Here is a 17,306-nt window from a genome sequence, read left to right as displayed (position 1 = left end):
TCACACATTCAGCCTTGAATCTGAATTTGCAGGAGTTGTCATGGACGCCCGCTTGATTGCTTTCCTGGACCGCGCCGAATCCGTACTGGCGCGCCTTGAGCCCCTGTTGCCGGCAGCACGCCCGGACATCGACTGGGGCACCACCCTGGCCGCGCGCTGGCAGCGCGATGGCCGCAGCGGCTACCTGCTGCCGCTGGAAGTCAGCCTGGACATCCGCCTGAGCGACCTGATCGGCGTCGACCAGCAGCGTGACCAGCTGGGCCGCAACACCCACCAGTTCATCAACGGCATGCCGGCCAACCACGCATTGCTGTGGGGCTCGCGTGGTACCGGCAAGTCGTCGCTGGTCCGTGCCTTGCTGGCTGAGCACGCGGGCGCCGGCCTGCGCCTGATCGAAATCGAACGCGACCACCTGGCCGACCTGCCACGTGTGGTCGAGCAACTGCAGAAGCTGCCGCAGCGCTTCATCCTGTTCTGCGACGACCTGTCGTTCGAAGCCGGGGAGGGCGACTACCGGGTGCTCAAGAGTGTGCTCGACGGTTCGTTGGAGCAGGCTCCGGACAACGTGCTGCTGTACGCCACCTCCAACCGCCGCCACCTGGTGCCGGAGAAGGAGAGCGACAACGAGAACTGGAAGCGGGTGGACGGAGAGTTGCACCCCAGCGAAGCGGTGGAGGACAAGATTGCCCTGTCCGACCGTTTTGGCCTGTGGCTGTCGTTCTACCCCTTCACCCAGGAGCACTTCCTGAATGTGGTCGAACACTGGATCGGCCAGCTGGCGCAACCTGCCGGCCTGGCTTGGCAACGTACCGAAGAACTCGACATCCTCGCCGTGCGCTGGGCCACCGGCCGCGGTAACCGTAATGGCCGTTGTGCCTATCAGTTCGCCCGCTACTGGGTCGGGCTGCAATTGCTGGAGCAAAAGTAAATGATCGACCTCAATGCCAGTGGCGCCGGCCTCGACGGCTACAACCTGCTGGCGGCGCAAGTGCAGGCGCTGTTTGCCGACGAGCGTGACTTCATCGCCAATGCCGCGCAGTTTTCGGCGTTCCTCTATAACCAGGTGGACGACCTGAACTGGGCGGGGTTCTACCTCAACCGCAACGAAGAGCTGGTACTGGGCCCGTTCCAGGGCCAGGTGGCGTGTGTGCGTATCCCGTTCAGCAAGGGCGTGTGCGGGGCGGCAGCGGCCACTTGGCAGACCCAGCGGGTAGAGGATGTGCATGCGTTTCCGGGGCATATTGCCTGTGACAGCGCGTCCAACAGCGAGCTGGTGATCCCGTTGGTGAAGGAGGGCAGGCTGATTGGCGTGCTGGACCTGGACAGCCCGAAGCCAGGGCGCTTCAGTGAGGCGGATCAGGTGGGGCTGGAGCGGTTGGCGGCGATTTTCCTGGCGCTGACCGACTGCTGATGGTCGTTGCCTGCACTGGCCTCTTCGCGGCTAAAGCCGCTCCCACAGGGACCGCATCGCCTTCGGGCTTGGTGCGATCCCTGTGGGAGCGGCTTTAGCCGCGAAGAGGCCGGTACAGGTTCAAGAGTCAGTCGTACATCACCTTCTTCTTCCAGGTCTCTTCCTCATCGGTCTTGAGCCCCTGGGTCAGTTCATTCTGTTCGTCCTCCGCTGGCGTCATGCGGTCCAGCACCTGGGCATTGGCGCGGGCCAGCAATTTTTCCAGGTACGTCAGTTGCTCTTCATACACCTTGGGCTCCGGCTGCTTGCGCAGGTACTGCACGCCGCGCTCGAAAGCCAGGCGCGCCTGGCCTGGCTGGTTCTTCTGCAGGGCCTGCTGGCCGAGGTTGTTGAAGAACTCGATATGCAACAGCACAAGGATATGGCGGATTTCCTTGATCCATTGCTTGGCCTCGGGGGTGGGCAGGAAGCCCTCCTGGGCGGCGCGGGTCACCTGGTTGTGCAGCGCCTCCAGCAAGAAGCGCACATCCTTGGCCTTGACCTCGGTCTGGATCGGGTTGGGCGGGTTGTTTACCGGGATCTGTCCACCCCGTGCAATCAGCCCCTCCAGTTCGGCGATGCGCGCCTTGAGTTCGGCGTTGTGCTTGTCCATCGCCAGTTGGCGTTGATTGAGGTTGAGCTCCAGGCGGGTCAGCAGCAGCTTCAGCGCCGGGGTCATGAACTGGCCGGGGAAGGTCTCGGTGATTTCGCCACATCGGCGCAGGCGGTCGGCCAGCTCGACCTTCATCCGGGCGCGCTCGAGCTTGCCGTTCTCGACCACATTGTTGAGGTAGCCGATCACGATCAGCAACGCGATACCCGCCACGATGAGCAGGGTGATCAGAAGTGGTGTCACCGTTAATGCCTCATTGAAGAAGAATTACACCCTTGAGTGTAGTGAGTTCGTCTGTGGACGAACAGCGGCTATATACCTGTACCGGCCTCTTCGCGGCTAAAGCCGCTTCCACAGGGATCGCACCGCCCTCAGGCTTCGTGCGGTCCTTGTGGGAGCGGCTTTAGCCGCGAAGAGGGCGGTGCAGGTACCCCTCTCTCTATATCGACAACCTGGCCCGCAACTGCACCCCCACCTACCCGGAAGTCATTGATTTAAATAAATTTCTACAAAGGGGTTGACGCCTGTGCGAACCATCCATAGAATGCGCGCCACTTGCAGCGTAAAGCACACAGCGAAACGCGGCAGGGAGTGAAAGCAGGCAGTAATGCCAGCAGCGTGTCCCCTTCGTCTAGTGGCCTAGGACACCGCCCTTTCACGGCGGTAACAGGGGTTCGAGTCCCCTAGGGGACGCCAAATTGCGGGAATAGCTCAGTTGGTAGAGCACGACCTTGCCAAGGTCGGGGTCGCGAGTTCGAGTCTCGTTTCCCGCTCCAGTTTCTCCGGCAACGCTTGATTGCGAGGCAGGAAAAGAAAATCCAGGCTGAATCGTGAGGTTCTGTTCTGGTGCACTGAAAAGTGTCGTGTGTCCCCTTCGTCTAGTGGCCTAGGACACCGCCCTTTCACGGCGGTAACAGGGGTTCGAGTCCCCTAGGGGACGCCATTTGCGGGAATAGCTCAGTTGGTAGAGCACGACCTTGCCAAGGTCGGGGTCGCGAGTTCGAGTCTCGTTTCCCGCTCCAGTTTCTAAAACTATGGCGTTCATGACGGTGTAGTAGGTTGTAAAGTTTCAAATGCGGGAATAGCTCAGTTGGTAGAGCACGACCTTGCCAAGGTCGGGGTCGCGAGTTCGAGTCTCGTTTCCCGCTCCAATACAAAACGCGCCAAGGAATTCTAAAATTCCTTTGGTGCGTTTTTTTTTGCCTGCGAAATAGCCTGGCCATGGCTATCCAGGCCATGGCCAGCCCCTTAGCGGTATTCGATGGTGAAGTTCAATGCGCCTTTGGCCTCGCCGGGCGTAACTGTTGCTGCGGTCTGGTAATACCTTGCGCGAAGATCAAGGCGCGTGGTGCCGGGGGTAAGGGCCACCATATCCACGAATTCCTCCAGTTTCAGGGGGGTATTGTCGCTGCGCAGTACCTGAATGCCTATGCCACCAGCGTCCGAGTCTGTCGTCAGTGTGAACACCCCTCTGTCCCGGTCGAACGGTACTGACCCGTCAACGCCGTCCAGGCGCATGAATGCGCGGGCAACACTGCCAGCCGGGTCGTCATCGCAGTCGCTGAGGGTGATGAAAAAATCAACCGGGTTGGTTGTGCTGCCCGGGCCTGTGAAGTTGGCGATGTCGTGGGTGCCAAGCTGTACCGGGTTGGCACTGACCGCGTCTGCCTTGACCGTGCACTGAGCCTGCTGGACCCGCCCGACCAGAGTAAGCCTCACGGCATCCCCTACATCGCTGACCACACCTCTGACGACTTCCTGGTTGAATGTACTGGTACCAGCCGGGATGGGGCCGGTCTTGATCAAGGCCATGTACTTGATGACGAGATTGGTCATCGACATAGGCGTAGGTGACATATCCTTGCGGTTTTCGCCCACATAAGGAATAGCACCGACACCCCCGTCGTTTGCCAGGAACCCATTGGAGGCCGCTGTGTTGAGGTAGCCGCCAAGCTCCAGGTACAGGCCTACACCCGGAATGTCGGTTTTTAGCACTTTGCCCGTCACATCCTTCCCGTCGACGCGAGGGAAATCACCTGGCACGACCGATAATGGCGTACCCATGCTGGCTGTCAGCAGCCTTGTTGCGTCGTTGTCGCATTTCAAGGCGAAACCGGGGCCGACCACGCCTGTTGTGCCGGTTGAGTAGATCTTGCTACCAAAAGGGGCATCCCGTGCTACCCACTTGGTGCCCCCGAGGTCGTGCGTGAATTGTAACGGGCCTGGGGTGGTTGGCCACTCGCAAAGCGAGAGTGCATGGGCCTGGTTCGACAATGTCAGCATCGCCGTAGCCGTGGCAATGCTGAGCAACAAATGTGTTAACGAGGGCATGGTCGGTTCCTGTTGCAAGCATGCGACATCGTCGCATGGGTTGGGTCATGGCGTTGGGCAGTGCAAGGTCTGCAGGCGGTAGCCTTGCTCTTCGGGCATGGTTGCCGGGTCGATCTTCAACAGGCAGCGCTGTTCGGCACGGTCGCCCCAGCGCGCTTCCAGGGTTTGTGCCTGGGCATCTGTCGCAATCAGTGCCTGCCCAGCCTGGCCCACTACTGTCAGATGCTTACCTTGCTGGTCATTGACCTGGGTACCGAAGGGCAGCGGGCGGCCGTCGGCATGTTGCAGGGTGAGGATCAGGCGGCTGACCTTGCGTGCCTTGAAGGCCGCCAGGGCGACCGCGCCCCGGCGTGGTACAACCTGGCTGGCGCCGTTTTCGATTTCCACATCCGGGCCGAGCTGGTCGGTTTGCAGGGTTACCTGGTTGACCCGGTACGGGCGCATGTGCGGGGCCAGGATGTAGCCACTGTTGTCGGTGCTGCCACCAGGCACGTTGTCGACGCCGACGCCCGGCACGTCGGGCACGTGCACCAGTGCCGTAGTCTCCCCCAGGTATTGCCCCAGCACGATGCCGCCGGCGTGCGCCAGCACCGCGCCACTGGCATTGACCGACATGCTGCGGAAGTCATTCGCTTCGGTGTACCCGGCACCTACGTTCATCTTCTGCGTCTGATAACCCATCGATACCGAGGCGGTTTTGTTCTGTTGCTCATCGTTGGCCAGTGATGCCAGGTAGCTCAGGCGGTTGTCCTTGGTGCCGCCGTTCAAGGTGGCGCGTTCGCTAAAACGACCGTTACTTTCCTGGACATCGAACCCGGCGGTGGTCGATGTGCCCCAATCGAGGGGGATGGTGATGCCAAGGCCAACGATACGGTTGCTGCCGCTGTCGTCGCTCAACGATTGAGAGGCATACAGGTTGAAACTGACCCGCTGGTATCGGGTATTGAACTGGAACTGGTATTGGCGCCGTTGCCGGTTGCTGTGCCAGTAAGCGTCCTGGGACAGGGTCAGGCTCAGTGAGTTGCGGTTGTCGAATGCCTGGTAGATCGAGCTTTCCAGGCGGCTGCGACGGTTGCCCTGGAAGCGGCTGGACGCGTTGCGCTGCTGCACGGCTTCGTCGAACTCGCGATAGCCCTCGGTGGAGTAGCGGTAGCCGGCGAAGCGCAGGCTGGTGCCGGTCTGGAAGGCTTTGCCGTAGCGCATGGAATAACTCTGTCCCTGCACCTGGCCACCTTGTTCACCCAGGTCCGTACCCGCTTGGGTCACATCCAGCGACACAGCGCCGAGGGTGCCAAAATCACGCGCAACGCCGATGTTGGCGGCATTGTAGTATTCACTGCCGAGCAGCCCGCCATACAACGTTGTGCCCCACTGGCCGCCGCGGGCCAAGGTGGCTTGCCACAGTGCGGGGTCGTCGATGCCATCGGCGCTGTCGTAGCGCCCGGCAACCAGGTTATAGCGCCACACGCCTTCGCGCAGCAGGTTGCTGAGGGTGGAGTAGGGCTGGATGAAACGGCGCACCTGGCCATCGGCTTCGGTGAGGACGATTTCCAGGTCGCCGCTGCTGCCGCCGATACCCAGGTCGTTGATTTCGTAAGGGCCGGGGGCTACGTACGTGGAGTAGATCGGGTAGCCGTTCTGCAGCACCTCGAGCTTGGCCCGCGTCTGGGCCACGCCTCGGATCACCGGTGCGTAGCTTTGCATCACGTCAGGCAGCATGCCCATGTCGGTTGCCAGCTGCACGCCTTTGATCGGCAGGCTGCGGAATACATCGCCACTACTGAAGGTTTCGCCCAGTGTCAACGTGCCCCACTGTCCGGGGAGGTCGTGCTGGGCGTAGGTGTTGAAGTGCACCCAATCCTGACCTTCGCCGTCGTCGCGCCAGCTCTGGCTGCTGCGCAGGCGCCAGCCGCCCAGGTTGATACCGCCGTTGAGGTGCAGGTCCTGGCTGCTGTTGGAGGTACCGGCACTTGCGCTGAAGTGCTGGGCGGAGGCCTGGTAGCTGACGAAGGCGGCATTGATGCCGTTATCCCAGCGCTCTGGTGCGACGCTGCCGGCCACATCGCGGCGCAGGGCTATCTGCGGGATGGAGAGCGCCAACTGCAGTTGGCCAGGGTCCAGGTCGTAGGTGGCATCGGGCAGCAGTGCGGGCAGGTCCACACAGCGTTCGTCGCTGGGCAAGGGCTCGGTCAGGCCCTGTTCACGCAGGCCCAGTTCGCGCAGCAGGCTGGCGCTAAGGCAGGGCTCCAGGCCCTTGCCGTCGCTGCGTTCACGGAAGTCGATTTCGTGCTTGCCCGCCGGGGCCAGGTTGACCAGTACTTCAACTTGATAGCGGCCGGGCGCCAAGGTGGCGTGAGTGGCCAGGGTGCTCAAAGCGGCTACACTGGCGTCGCTGGATTGCCCGGGCGTCTGGTGCATGAAGCTGGGGTTGAATTGCAGGCGGCGTTCTTCAGCAAAGGTTGGACCCGCGAGCAGAAACAACAGGCCACAAACTGCCATCGGGAGAAACAGGATTGTACAAAGGCGAGTCGGCAACAGCCGGCACTGTATGGTTTTTTGCATGCTCAGTCATCGCGGGTGAATGTCGCTTGAGGACCTTTTCTCGTTCAAAGATTGAACTTGATGATTTCATCGGGAGAAAAATCAGGGCGCACATTACCGGGATGGATGAGTGATTCATGTAGGAAAGTTCTGATATTCCTCGGGGATAGCCGACAGTTATCGTCGGTGATTTTTATAGAAGGGTGGCCGACATATGAGCCGGCCACCTTGGCTGTTACCGAACAGGATTATAGCTTGATCTACCTGTAGGTACCCATGTGTTGTTTAGTGGGTCGTGTATATACCCCAGAATAGTGCCGCCGCCGATTTTTCCAGGAGAAGCTGGGATGGTAACAGGTTCGACAAACAGTTGTTCTAAACGGAAGGAACCAATTGATGAGTTCGAAGCAGTGGAGGCCGTGCTACTGATAGAGCTTTGTGGCGATATGAATGTATTTGCATCAGAGAAAGTTATACGTTGCGTCTGAGTGGCCGCGTCTATGCCCGTACCAGTAGCCGTTGTTTGACTGGCAGCATCAGCGGTAGATGGCAGCGCCACTTTGCGCCAGATTCGTCGCCCTGCAGGAACAGGAGTGATTCTAGGGCCGAAGAAAATATCGCCTTTTCTGGCACTCAGGCTCGGTCCACTCAGCGAAGACACACTGTCAGTCTGGGTTCCAATACTGGCGGATTTGCCCACCCCCTTTGCCCACAACCGGCTATACCCGATGAACCCCAACGTACTCAGTGCACTAGCAACCCCCAGCCAGAGCGCCCAGTCGCTAGCCGCACTGCTCCCCGTCACCAGTGCCCATACAGAAGCAAACGTGGCGCCGACGTCCAGGGTACCTGTGTATTGATCGCTCTGTATGCCGCGGAAAACAGCATGCCGGCAGGTTTGCTGTCATGTAGGGGGTACTGCTTGGTGGTTATCCCGTTGTGTACGGGTGTGCCTACGTTGTCCTTGATGATCAAGGCCAGGCCCGTGGCACCACCTGGCTCCAGAGCATAAGGCGCGGTTCGCTGCTTCGTCATCTGCTTGCTTGAACTGGGCAGCGTTCACGTTGCCCATGTGGATTCTGCTGGCGGGCCGACCGGTCGAAGGGTCGATGACTTCAATCGCACAGGTCCCGCTGTAGACCTCGCCGAAGAAGCTGATCGAGCCGGTGCTCGCCAGCGCCTGTTGGCTGGCCATGGCAAGTCCAAAGGCAATGACTAGGGGCGTCATGGAGGGCTTCTTGAGTTTTATGAGCTGCAACAGCGAACGAGCCCGGAGGGCTCGATCAGTTGTTTTGGGAGGGTATGCTCAGGGAAGCCTCGACAGCGGCTTCTGCATCGCTGGGGTGGCGACCCCATAGTCATTGATGGTGGTAAAGGTCAACTGCAAGTCATTGACCGATTTGATCCGGGCAAGGTCATAAACCTGCTGGCCGAACGGCGGCGCCATGGCCATGGCCTGAATAGCCTCCGTAGTACCGGCAGCGCTGACTTCCAGGCGGCCGAACGTGTAATGGAAGGGTGTCGGGTTGTCTACCACCAGCTGTACCCGCCCATGGCCTTGGCGCACGGACCATTTCAGCTCACCGATGCGATCGGTGGGCCGGTCTTTCAATTGGCTGGGGCGGTAGAAAAGCTTGAGGCGTGTACGCAGCGCAATATTGAGTACGTTTACATCCTCAGGGGTTACCTCGGGTATTTCCTGAACATTGAGGTAGAACAGCGTTTCCCTGTCCTCCGGCAGCTTGTTGGGCAGACGGCTGATCTGCACCATCTGCTCCTTCCCGGGGTCCAGCCGAAACAGCCCGGGTGACGTCGCCAGAGGGACGGCCGTATCGGTGTCATCCTCGGCTGTATTGACCCAGCTCTGTACTGCGTAGGGGTGTGGGCTAGGGTTGGCGATGACCACTGACGTGCTGCGTTTGTCACTTTCGAAAACGATACGTGTGGTATTGACGGTCAGCGCTGCCTGGGCGGGTTGCAGAATGGCCGCGAGGCAAGCACCCAGGGCAAGGCGGCGCAGGTGATTCTTCATCTGGCGATACCTTTTGAACGGCATGAGGTAAACCCAGGCGGCATCAGCTCGCCTGGGGTTCTTTCTCATGGAATGTCGACAAGAAATTGCACATCGGTATTGGCAGTGCCGGCGCTCACGTCGGCGCCAACAGACTTGTATGCTACCGAGAAAATCATGGTGGTGGGTTTCGCATCATCCAGAGGGTACTCCTTGGAAGGCTGGCCGTTGACCACGGGTGTGCCGTCATTGTCCTTGATGGTCAAGGCCAGGTTTTTGGCCCCGCCTGGCTCCAGTGCATACAACGCACCACCTGTACCTGCGCCGCCGTAGGCACCTGTGAAGGTGACCTGGGTCTTCTTGGTCGAGGGGATGGTGCATCCACCACTACCCGGGGTGATACGCATGCCGAAGGCGCGCAATGCGGCTTCATCACCTGTGTTTTCGAACTGCGAAGCACTGACGTTACCCATGTTGATTCGGGCTACCGGCAGGCCGGTTGAGGGGTCGATGATCTCGATCGGGCAGGTACCGGCGTGCACCTGGCCGTAGAAGTTTATCGTACCGGTTTTGGCGAATGCTGCATTGCTGGCCAGGCCAAGCCCGATGGCAAGCGTGAGAAGCGTCTTCTTCATGTTGATCTCCACGTGGAACAATTGCAGGCAGGATGTTTCATCCTTCGAGTTTCTGCCGAACAATTGAACGGCAGGGGCAGCGAGGTTAGGCCAACACGAAATTAATGTGTGTAGGAAAAACCTGATTATCACCAGGTTAAATCCTAGGCTTGGTTCTTGGCTGTGAGTGATCATCTTCGATATCCCTGGCAACTGACAAAAATGCCAGTGTTCAATGCTGCTTATCCATGCGTGAATCAGTGCGTCCACCCCCAACATTGCACTGGAGGTAAAGCATGAGTACGCAGAAAATAAATACAGAATATCGGCAAGCAGGAATACCGGACGCGCCTGAGGTTGCAAACGAGTCCGAGCCCTGCATCCTCGGCTGGATTCTCGAAACTGACCTCAACCATTTATGGGCAGAACGATACGCACGTGATGGCCATGACCTGAGCGAAGGGGAATCGGTTGTTACCGAGCGCGAGAAGAATAGAACCACCTGGGAGCTGAGCTTGGTAAACCTTGGCTATCCGAAGTTGAAGTTCAATATATCAGGACGCAAGTTATACCTGTGTAAAAACCTGTTGACTGACTTGCGGCTGGAACTGAGTACACCCAATGGTATGGCCGCGCGGCAGGCTATACGCATCGAGCAGTCGGACGGCAGCGTTGGCAAGATACTCGAGGTCACCCTGAGTCTGGACAGTACTCATGTGGAATACCACCTATCGGGCGGCAGCGAGGTCAAGGTGCATTGGTCGAAACCTGCTACTTATGTGATACAAGGCGACCCATTGAATGCAGACCGATTCGAACAGCACTATGAGGTGTTGAAGCGGATGAAGCTTGCCAGGTTGCCAAAGCCAGTGTCCGATGCCCTTGCCAACGCCTGGGTCTACTTTTTGGCTGACGGTGACAAGCTGTACCCTTCTGTTTACAGGCAGCCTGGTACGGCCGCTGCCCGGTTAGACCAGTTTCAGACGTCAGCGGAGGCGCGAGTGGGGATGAGGTTTGCTACCCGGGTATTCCCGATCGACTCGAGCCAACAGCCTCCAGAGGACAAGGACTGGGTAATCGGCCTGTTTGCACCCAGTCGGTCAGCTACCTGGGTGGCGGGTTCTTTGTTTCCCCCTCCGGATTATTACCTGGGTGCCTACGTGCTTTCTGACGCTATGCAGGCGCGAACCACCTCAGCTATCCGTGCACAGGCACTGCGTCTTTCGCCGCTGGTTTCGTTTTGCGATCGTGGTGGCCCCTTGGAGAAGGTGGAACTCATGCCCGCAGCGGCGCAAGCTACATGGGGGGCGGAAGGCACACTGTGCGGGAAGCTCCTGCCACAGGGGGGCAGCTACTACTAGCAGCCACCGCAGTCAATAGCGCCTGAAGTGCGGTTCAAGCAGAGTGGGGACACGTTCATACCGGCCGCCTCCCGCGATTCCTTGGTTACGCCGACCGCCACCGATGTCATCAAGGTAAGCGCAGGGGGCGAGTCTGCCTACGCTACATTCGTGATCCGCTGGGTGCAGCCGACGCATTTCATCAGGGTGGCCAAGCAAAACAGCGGGCTCAAGCTTTCGTTGTTTTACTTCAACGCCGATCAACAGGAGAAAGCGGTTCCGGACTCGCTGACATCCTGGGAGGTGGTCGCGGGCAATGGCACGGTTACTTCCGGTGTTTTCAAGCCGGCCGCGCAGAACCCGAGCCCATACTCCGTCGTCATGGGGGTGGACAGGTCCCAAGAGGATGAATGGCGATGGGGGCTGACGATCATTGCCTTGCCAATGCTCGATATCGATACGCTGGTGGATTACTACTCGCGCTGAGCAAGGCCCGGGTCAGTGTCGAGTCGTTGGCGGCGTCCGGGCCAGCAATTCGTCGAAGCGTTCGAGGAACAAGGCGTGGCTTTCCTCCGGTACCTGCTCGGCTTCACCCAGGGCCACCAGGATGGTACGCAGGTGGTTCAGCAGTTGCAGGTGGTATTTAACTGATAAAAGTGCCAGTAGTTTCGGCTTGCTGGCTGATGTTCAATTGAGGCTTACTCGCAAGGGGCTTCGATATGAAAGGCTTCAAGAATGCGTCGGTGACGGGTGCTGGCCCACGGTCCACGGACTCCATGGTGTGCAGCATGTGGGGAGAGTTGGCGTGGTTGAACTCGCTATGGCGGGAAGTTGATAACGATTTTCTGATCGAGTCACTGATGATTACCCGACCGCCAGCTTACAAAGGAAGAGAGGGGGAGGAGACGCTGTTAGGGTCTGTATGAAAATTCTTGAAACGAAGGTCAGGCAAGGCGAAAGCCGCCGAGGAAGCGGAGTTTACGGGTTGTAAATGAGCATTCCGAGGCTGTTTTCAACGCTGAATCACCGAGTATCAAGGCTTTTCGTACAGGGCCTAAGGAAGTTTTCCCGTATTGAGGTGATCGCGACGGGTAATCTTTATTATTATGAAGCCAATCTCTATCCATCTCGTGAGTTTCTCATGTTTACGAAGAGACTCGCCAATTTGGGTGAGAAACAGATCATACGGCTGACCGAAGCGAGTGTTGCTGAAACGAGACTCAGGATTACATTACCTGCAGATAGCAGCTACCTCAGGTACCGGGCGCAAGACGAAAGTGTGCTGAGTATCGAATGGTCGGGTGAGAACTACTATGCCTACTACGACCCGAAAGACTCAAGCAGCGGTACTGCAGTGCCCGCAGAGTATGCTGATTATTATGACCGACAGAAGAAAATTGAAGTTGCGATCATGCCATGCCCTGGCAATGCGAAACTGCAAGATCTTTACATCTATATGATGACGCTAGATAGCCTGCGCGATAGGCTTTTCGCTTTTCTCCAGCAGCCCGTAGCATACGAAAATTTGGCAGGAGAAATGCGGCAGCACCTGGCGCCTGCGTCTCAGGCGCCCTTGTTCGGCCTGTTCCCAGAATCCAGTTTCCCAGAGGTGGCGCAGGGTAAAGCGCCTGTGGACAATGCATGTTTAAGTCATCTGATTACACCGCCGGGCTCGACTGAACCCGACAGCGGAATGATTACCACAGGGGGATGGCAAAGCCGCTACAAGCAAGTCCCCAAGAAGCCGTGGAACCCCTCTGAGGTCTCGATTGCAGAGCCGCGCTACAAAATCGCTCCGCATTCACAGGTTTTTCACGCAGGGGATGACAAGGAGCAACTGGGTTTTGTCGCTACGCCAATGCCCGGTGCCAATTGGAGTGTGGCGGGTGATGCAGGCGGTACGATCGTCAAAGAGGGGAATGATCACTTCTATGTACCCGCCATACGACCGCCCGGTATCGCCTTCAAAGTACCAGGAGGAACCTTGATCCCTGCCGCTACCAGGGCCAGTTTGCCACGGCTACCCGCGCGTACTGATGTGCTGACGGCTACGGGAGATGGAGTTAGCACTTCGGTATCTTTCGTCACGACATTCACGTATCCGACAAATTTCATCCGATTTACCCGTCGAGGCGATGCGTTGCAACTGAACTGCCAGTACTTCAACGCAGACAGCGAGGAGGTTCCAGTGCCGCCGGATAGTGTCGAATGGCACATCCTTGCAGGCAACGGTGTGGTATCGGCGGAAGGTGTGTTCACTCCCGAATCGGCAGCGCCTAGCGCCGTGACGGTTGTGATGGCAGTGGATGCGCGCAACCTTGATGAGTGGCGATTCGCGGTAACGATCATTCCATTGCCATTGCTGTCCCTGCGCGATGTATTGCGGCTACAGCAAGAGTGAAAATTGTTGCATCAGGCGCGTTTTTCGAAGCGAATGGAATCAGTGTTGGTTCCCTGGCTGCAGGTTCAGCAACTGTTTTTCCTGGCTCCAGTCGAACGGTTCATCGTTCTGCTCGGCTTCGTAACGGCGCTCTTCAAGGCGTTGATACAGGTCCAGTTCGTCATCGGGCATGAAGTGCAAGCAGTCGCCACCAAAGAACCACAGCAGATCACGAGGTACAAGATGAGCAATCTGCGGGTAGCGCTGAATCACCTGGCAGATCAGGTCCTGGCCCAAGTACTGGCTTTCCAGCGGGTTTTGCGGCAGCAGGGTCAGGAGCTCGTCGAAGCGCTCGAGGAACAGGGCGTGGCTTTCCTCCGGTACCTGCTCGGCTTCACCCAGGGCCACCAGGATGGTGCGCAGGTGGTTCAGTAGTTGCAGATGGTATTCCAGGTGGGGGGTGGCCATGGAGAGGTCCTCGGGGTGGTTGAAACGGGGGCGGAGTATACGCCGGTTGGAGGCGGGTTGGGGAAGGTGCTGATGGCGCGTGCGCTCCAGCACCAGCCCGCGTCCAGTGATCAGCGCACCTTGTTGGGCCCCTGCAGCAATTGTTCTTTGTCGAAGGCATCCACATCGATCACTGCCCGACGTGCTTGTTCTGCCACCTGCAGCTGTTGCCCTTCATCGGGCTGCAGTACACCGCCTTCGATTGCTGCATCGATCAGCGACTGACCAGGAGCCGGCCGTATCTTGCCCTCCTTGATCGCTTGATGCAGTGCCTTGTGCAAAGGCATCGACTCATCCAGCAAGTCGCGGGCACGTTGCAATGCCGCCACCGGGTCGCCCTCAGCCTGTGGCCGGAAGCAGCCCGCGAGCAATTCCTCCAGTGCCGGGTCGCCCTTTCTACGCCCAATCAGCGCCGCAACCTCGGCATCCAGTTCATCGCCTGGCCCGGTATGACGGCGGCCGAAGGGGAACACCAGCACGCGCAGCGCGCAGCCGACAAAACGGTTGGGGAAGTTGTCGAGCAGCCGGTCCAGGGCCTTTTCCGCTTGGCCCAGGCTTTCTTCCATGGCCCAGCGCAGCAAGGGCTGCATGTGCTCGGGTGAACCCAGATCGTGATAGCGCTTGAGCGCCGCGCTGGACAGGTACAGGTAGCTCAGTACATCACCCAACCGTGCGCTCAGGCGTTCGCGGCGTTTGAGTGCACCGCCCAGCAACATCATCGACAGGTCCGCCAGCAGGGCAAAGGCGGCGGCCTGGCGGTTGAGGGCGCGGAAGTAGCCCTGGCTCAAGGTATCGCCTGGCACGTTTTCCAGACGCCCAAGCCCCAGGTTGAACACCAGCGTGCTGGCTGCGTTGCCAGCGGCGAACATGATGTGTTTCATCAACAGTTCGTCGAACTCGCACAGTGCCTGCTCGCGGTCTTCGCGACCGGCCAGAGCCATTTCCTTGAGCACGAACGGGTGGCAGCGGATGGCGCCCTGGCCAAAGATCATCAGGTTGCGCGAGAGGATGTTGGCTCCCTCGACCGTGATGAAGATCGGCGCACCTTGCCAATTGCGTCCCAGGTAGTTGTTCGGGCCCATGATGATGCCCTTGCCGCCATGCACATCCATGGCATGCTGAATGCATTCGCGGCCGCGCTCGGTCAGGTGGTACTTGAGGATGGCTGACAACACTGAGGGTTTTTCGCCCAGGTCCACAGCGTTGGCCGTGAGCAGGCGGGCGCTGTCCATCAGCCAGGCGTTGCCGCCGATGCGCGCCAGCGATTCCTGGATACCCTCGAATGCTGCCAGTGGTACGTTGAACTGTTCGCGGATATTGGCGTACTGGCCAGTGACCAGGCTGGTGTATTTGGCAGCGCCGGTGCCCACTGCGGGCAGGGAGATGGAGCGGCCGACCGACAGGCAGTTCATCAGCATCATCCAGCCCTTGCCGAGCATGGCTTGGCCACCGATGAGGAAATCCAGCGGCACGAATACGTCCTTGCCGCAGTTCGGGCCGTTCATGAACGCGGCGCCCAGTGGCAGGTGGCGTTTGCCGATTTCGACGCCGGGCGTGTCGGTAGGGATCAGCGCCAGGCTGATACCCAGCTCATCCTGCTCACCCAGCAGATGGTCTGGGTCGTAGGCCTTGAATGCCAGGCCTAGCAGGGTTGCCACCGGGCCCAGGGTGATGTAGCGCTTTTCCCAGTTCAGGCGCAGGCCGATGACTTCCTTGCCTTGCCATTGGCCTTTACAGACGACGCCAGTGTCGGGCATGGCACCCGCGTCGGAGCCGGCCAGTGGGCCGGTGAGGGCGAAGCAGGGGATTTCGTCGCCGCGGGCCAGGCGGGGCAGGTAGTGGTTGCGTTGTTCGTCGGTACCGTAGTGCAGCAGCAGTTCGGCTGGGCCCAAGGAGTTGGGCACCATTACCGTGGAAGCCAGGTCGCCGCTGCGGGTAGCCAGTTTCATCGCCACCTGGGAGTGGGCGTAGGCCGAAAAGCCCTTGCCGCCGTATTCCTTGGGGATGATCAGGGCAAAGAAGCCTTGCTGCTTGATATGCACCCAGGCTTCGGGCGGCAGGTCCATGTCCTGGCCGATCTGCCAGTCGCTGACCATGGCGCAGAGTTGTTCCGTCGGGCCATCGATGAAGGCCTGTTCTTCTTCGGTCAGTTCAGGGGCCGGGTAGGCGAGCAGGGTGCGCCAATCGGGGCGGCCGCTGAACAGTTCGCCATCCCACCATACGGTGCCGGCGTCGATCGCCTCGCGCTCGGTTTGCGACATCGGCGGCAGGGTGCGCTGGAACCACTTGAACACGGGGCCGGTGAATACCTTGCGGCGCCATTCCGGCAGCGTCACCAGGGCGACTTTCAGTGCCAGTACCATCCAGATCAGGGTCAGCAGCCAGCCGGGAGCACTGCTGAAAATGCCCATCAGCAGTACGTAGGCTGCCATGACGCCGAGAATCTGCAGAGGCGCCAGGCGCCGGTGCGTGAGGTACGCCGCGCCGATCACCAGCACTACCAACCACAACAGCAACATAATCGGTCCTCCTTGGAACCAAGGGCTTGAGTCATCCCAGACAGCTTAGACGCAACGCCGTGAACGGCAGGGTCAGAACAGTGACAGGGTGTGGCGGTGGGGGTTTCAGGGCATTTTTTGTCTGTACCGGCCTCTTCGCGGGTAAATCCGCTCCCACTGGGACTGCACCGCTCTCAGGCCTGGTGCGATCCCGGTGGGAGCGGATTTACCCGCGAAGAGGCCGGTACAGGCGACGAAAGTCTGGAGTAGACTGCACCCCTCCGCATTCATAAGGACGTTGCCATGCTGAAGATCTGGGGCCGCAAGAATTCGAGCAATGTGCGCAAGGCGCTGTGGATCGCCCATGAACTGGGCCTGGATTTCGAGTCCATCGACGCCGGCGGCGCCTTCGGCGTGGTCAACGAGCCGCACTACCGCGCGCGCAACCCCAACGGCCTGGTGCCGATGCTGGAGGACGGCGACCTGACCCTGTGGGAATCCAACACCATCGTCCGCTACCTGTGCGCCGAGTACGGCGCGGGGCAGGGCTGGTACCTGGAAGACCCGCGTCAGCGCGCACTGGCGGACAAGTGGATGGACTGGACCACCTCATCCTTCGCCACGCCGTTCCGCCCACTGTTCTGGGGCCTGTTGCGCACCCCGGAAGACCAGCGCGACTGGGTGGCGATCAACGCTGCGCACAAGCAATGCGCCCAGCTGCTGGCCATTGCCGACGAAGCCCTGGCCAAGCAACCGTACCTTTCCGGTGACCAGATCGGCATGGGCGACATCCCACTGGGTAGCTTCATCTATGCCTGGTTCGAAATGCCCATCGAGCGCCCGGCCATGCATCACCTGGAGGCCTGGTACGAGCGCCTCAAGGCCCGCCCGGCCTATCAGGCTGCGGTGATGACTGCGCTGACCTGATCGAACACCACGGCTACTTCGATAGTCATTATCAATACACATGACTGTACTTGTGCGGCCGGGCCAAGCACCATTGGCCGCACTCACTGCGCCA

13 protein-coding genes, 5 tRNA genes and 1 pseudogene are annotated in these 17,306 nt (G+C 59.5%); 11 read left to right on the top strand and 8 right to left on the bottom strand.

Annotation, left to right across the window (positions count from 1 at the left end; genetic code table 11):
- Positions 1-40: 40 nt before the first annotated feature.
- Positions 41-928: an ATP-binding protein gene (locus CAY82_RS18400; protein WP_087502491.1), complete on the top strand. Its 888-nt coding sequence runs from the start codon at positions 41-43 to the stop codon at positions 926-928.
- Positions 929-1,411 (top strand): GAF domain-containing protein, encoded by a 483-nt coding sequence (locus CAY82_RS18395; protein ID WP_087502490.1) that lies wholly within the window; start codon positions 929-931, stop codon positions 1,409-1,411.
- A 127-nt stretch (positions 1,412-1,538) separates the two neighbouring features.
- Here CAY82_RS18395 and CAY82_RS18390 read toward each other — a convergent pair whose 3' ends face one another.
- A complete protein-coding gene (locus tag CAY82_RS18390; RefSeq protein WP_087502489.1) occupies positions 1,539-2,306 on the bottom strand; it encodes a hypothetical protein in 768 nt (255 codons plus the stop codon).
- A gap of 377 nt (positions 2,307-2,683) precedes the next feature.
- Here CAY82_RS18390 and CAY82_RS18385 point away from each other — a divergent pair.
- From CAY82_RS18385 to CAY82_RS18365, 5 genes are all read left to right on the top strand, one after another.
- Positions 2,684-2,759, top strand: a tRNA-Glu gene (locus tag CAY82_RS18385).
- A gap of 4 nt (positions 2,760-2,763) precedes the next feature.
- Positions 2,764-2,839 (top strand) — tRNA-Gly (locus tag CAY82_RS18380).
- Between the two features lie 91 nt (positions 2,840-2,930).
- Positions 2,931-3,006: transfer RNA gene (locus CAY82_RS18375), tRNA-Glu, on the top strand.
- Positions 3,007-3,009: 3 nt separating this feature from the next.
- Positions 3,010-3,085 (top strand) — tRNA-Gly (locus CAY82_RS18370).
- Positions 3,086-3,138: 53 nt separating this feature from the next.
- Positions 3,139-3,214, top strand: a tRNA-Gly gene (locus CAY82_RS18365).
- Positions 3,215-3,311: 97 nt separating this feature from the next.
- Here the strand turns inward: CAY82_RS18365 and CAY82_RS18360 are convergent.
- From CAY82_RS18360 to CAY82_RS18340, 4 genes are all read right to left on the bottom strand, one after another.
- Positions 3,312-4,394, bottom strand: coding sequence for a fimbrial protein (locus CAY82_RS18360; RefSeq protein WP_087502488.1), 1,083 nt, complete (start codon positions 4,392-4,394; stop codon positions 3,312-3,314).
- Positions 4,395-4,439: 45 nt separating this feature from the next.
- Entirely contained in the window at positions 4,440-6,875 is a 2,436-nt protein-coding gene (locus tag CAY82_RS18355) for a fimbria/pilus outer membrane usher protein (protein ID WP_256576305.1), read from the bottom strand.
- A 1,366-nt stretch (positions 6,876-8,241) separates the two neighbouring features.
- A complete protein-coding gene (locus tag CAY82_RS18345) occupies positions 8,242-8,967 on the bottom strand; it encodes a molecular chaperone (protein WP_087502486.1) in 726 nt (241 codons plus the stop codon).
- A 65-nt stretch (positions 8,968-9,032) separates the two neighbouring features.
- Positions 9,033-9,755 (bottom strand): fimbrial protein, encoded by a 723-nt coding sequence (locus CAY82_RS18340; protein ID WP_256576304.1) that lies wholly within the window; start codon positions 9,753-9,755, stop codon positions 9,033-9,035.
- 101 nt (positions 9,756-9,856) lie between these two features.
- Between CAY82_RS18340 and CAY82_RS18335 the strand changes: the two genes are divergently transcribed.
- Positions 9,857-10,921 (top strand): hypothetical protein, encoded by a 1,065-nt coding sequence (locus CAY82_RS18335; RefSeq protein WP_087502485.1) that lies wholly within the window; start codon positions 9,857-9,859, stop codon positions 10,919-10,921.
- 27 nt (positions 10,922-10,948) lie between these two features.
- Positions 10,949-11,386, top strand: a complete 438-nt coding sequence (locus tag CAY82_RS18330; protein ID WP_087502484.1) for a hypothetical protein — start codon at positions 10,949-10,951, stop codon at positions 11,384-11,386.
- 42 nt (positions 11,387-11,428) lie between these two features.
- Here the strand turns inward: CAY82_RS18330 and CAY82_RS27110 are convergent.
- Positions 11,429-11,563: pseudogene (locus CAY82_RS27110) on the bottom strand (PA2817 family protein); the annotation flags it as partial.
- Positions 11,564-11,891: 328 nt separating this feature from the next.
- On the opposite strand from CAY82_RS27110, the gene CAY82_RS18315 reads away from it, so the two are divergent.
- Positions 11,892-13,301 (top strand): hypothetical protein, encoded by a 1,410-nt coding sequence (locus tag CAY82_RS18315; RefSeq protein ID WP_087502482.1) that lies wholly within the window; start codon positions 11,892-11,894, stop codon positions 13,299-13,301.
- A gap of 39 nt (positions 13,302-13,340) precedes the next feature.
- Here CAY82_RS18315 and CAY82_RS18310 read toward each other — a convergent pair whose 3' ends face one another.
- Positions 13,341-13,748, bottom strand: coding sequence for a PA2817 family protein (locus CAY82_RS18310; protein WP_087502481.1), 408 nt, complete (start codon positions 13,746-13,748; stop codon positions 13,341-13,343).
- A 110-nt stretch (positions 13,749-13,858) separates the two neighbouring features.
- On the bottom strand, positions 13,859-16,306 hold the full coding sequence (locus tag CAY82_RS18305) for an acyl-CoA dehydrogenase (protein ID WP_087502480.1): 2,448 nt from the start codon (positions 16,304-16,306) through the stop codon (positions 13,859-13,861).
- 282 nt (positions 16,307-16,588) lie between these two features.
- On the opposite strand from CAY82_RS18305, the gene CAY82_RS18300 reads away from it, so the two are divergent.
- Positions 16,589-17,212 carry a glutathione S-transferase gene (locus CAY82_RS18300; RefSeq protein WP_087502479.1) on the top strand — a complete coding sequence of 208 codons (624 nt, stop codon included), beginning with the start codon at positions 16,589-16,591 and terminating at the stop codon, positions 17,210-17,212.
- Positions 17,213-17,306 lie beyond the last annotated feature (94 nt).

The sequence above is a fragment of the Pseudomonas sp. SID14000 genome (assembly GCF_002165135.1).
In the GTDB taxonomy this organism is placed as follows: domain Bacteria; phylum Pseudomonadota; class Gammaproteobacteria; order Pseudomonadales; family Pseudomonadaceae; genus Aquipseudomonas.
This window is presented reverse-complemented; position numbering and strand designations above follow the sequence as displayed.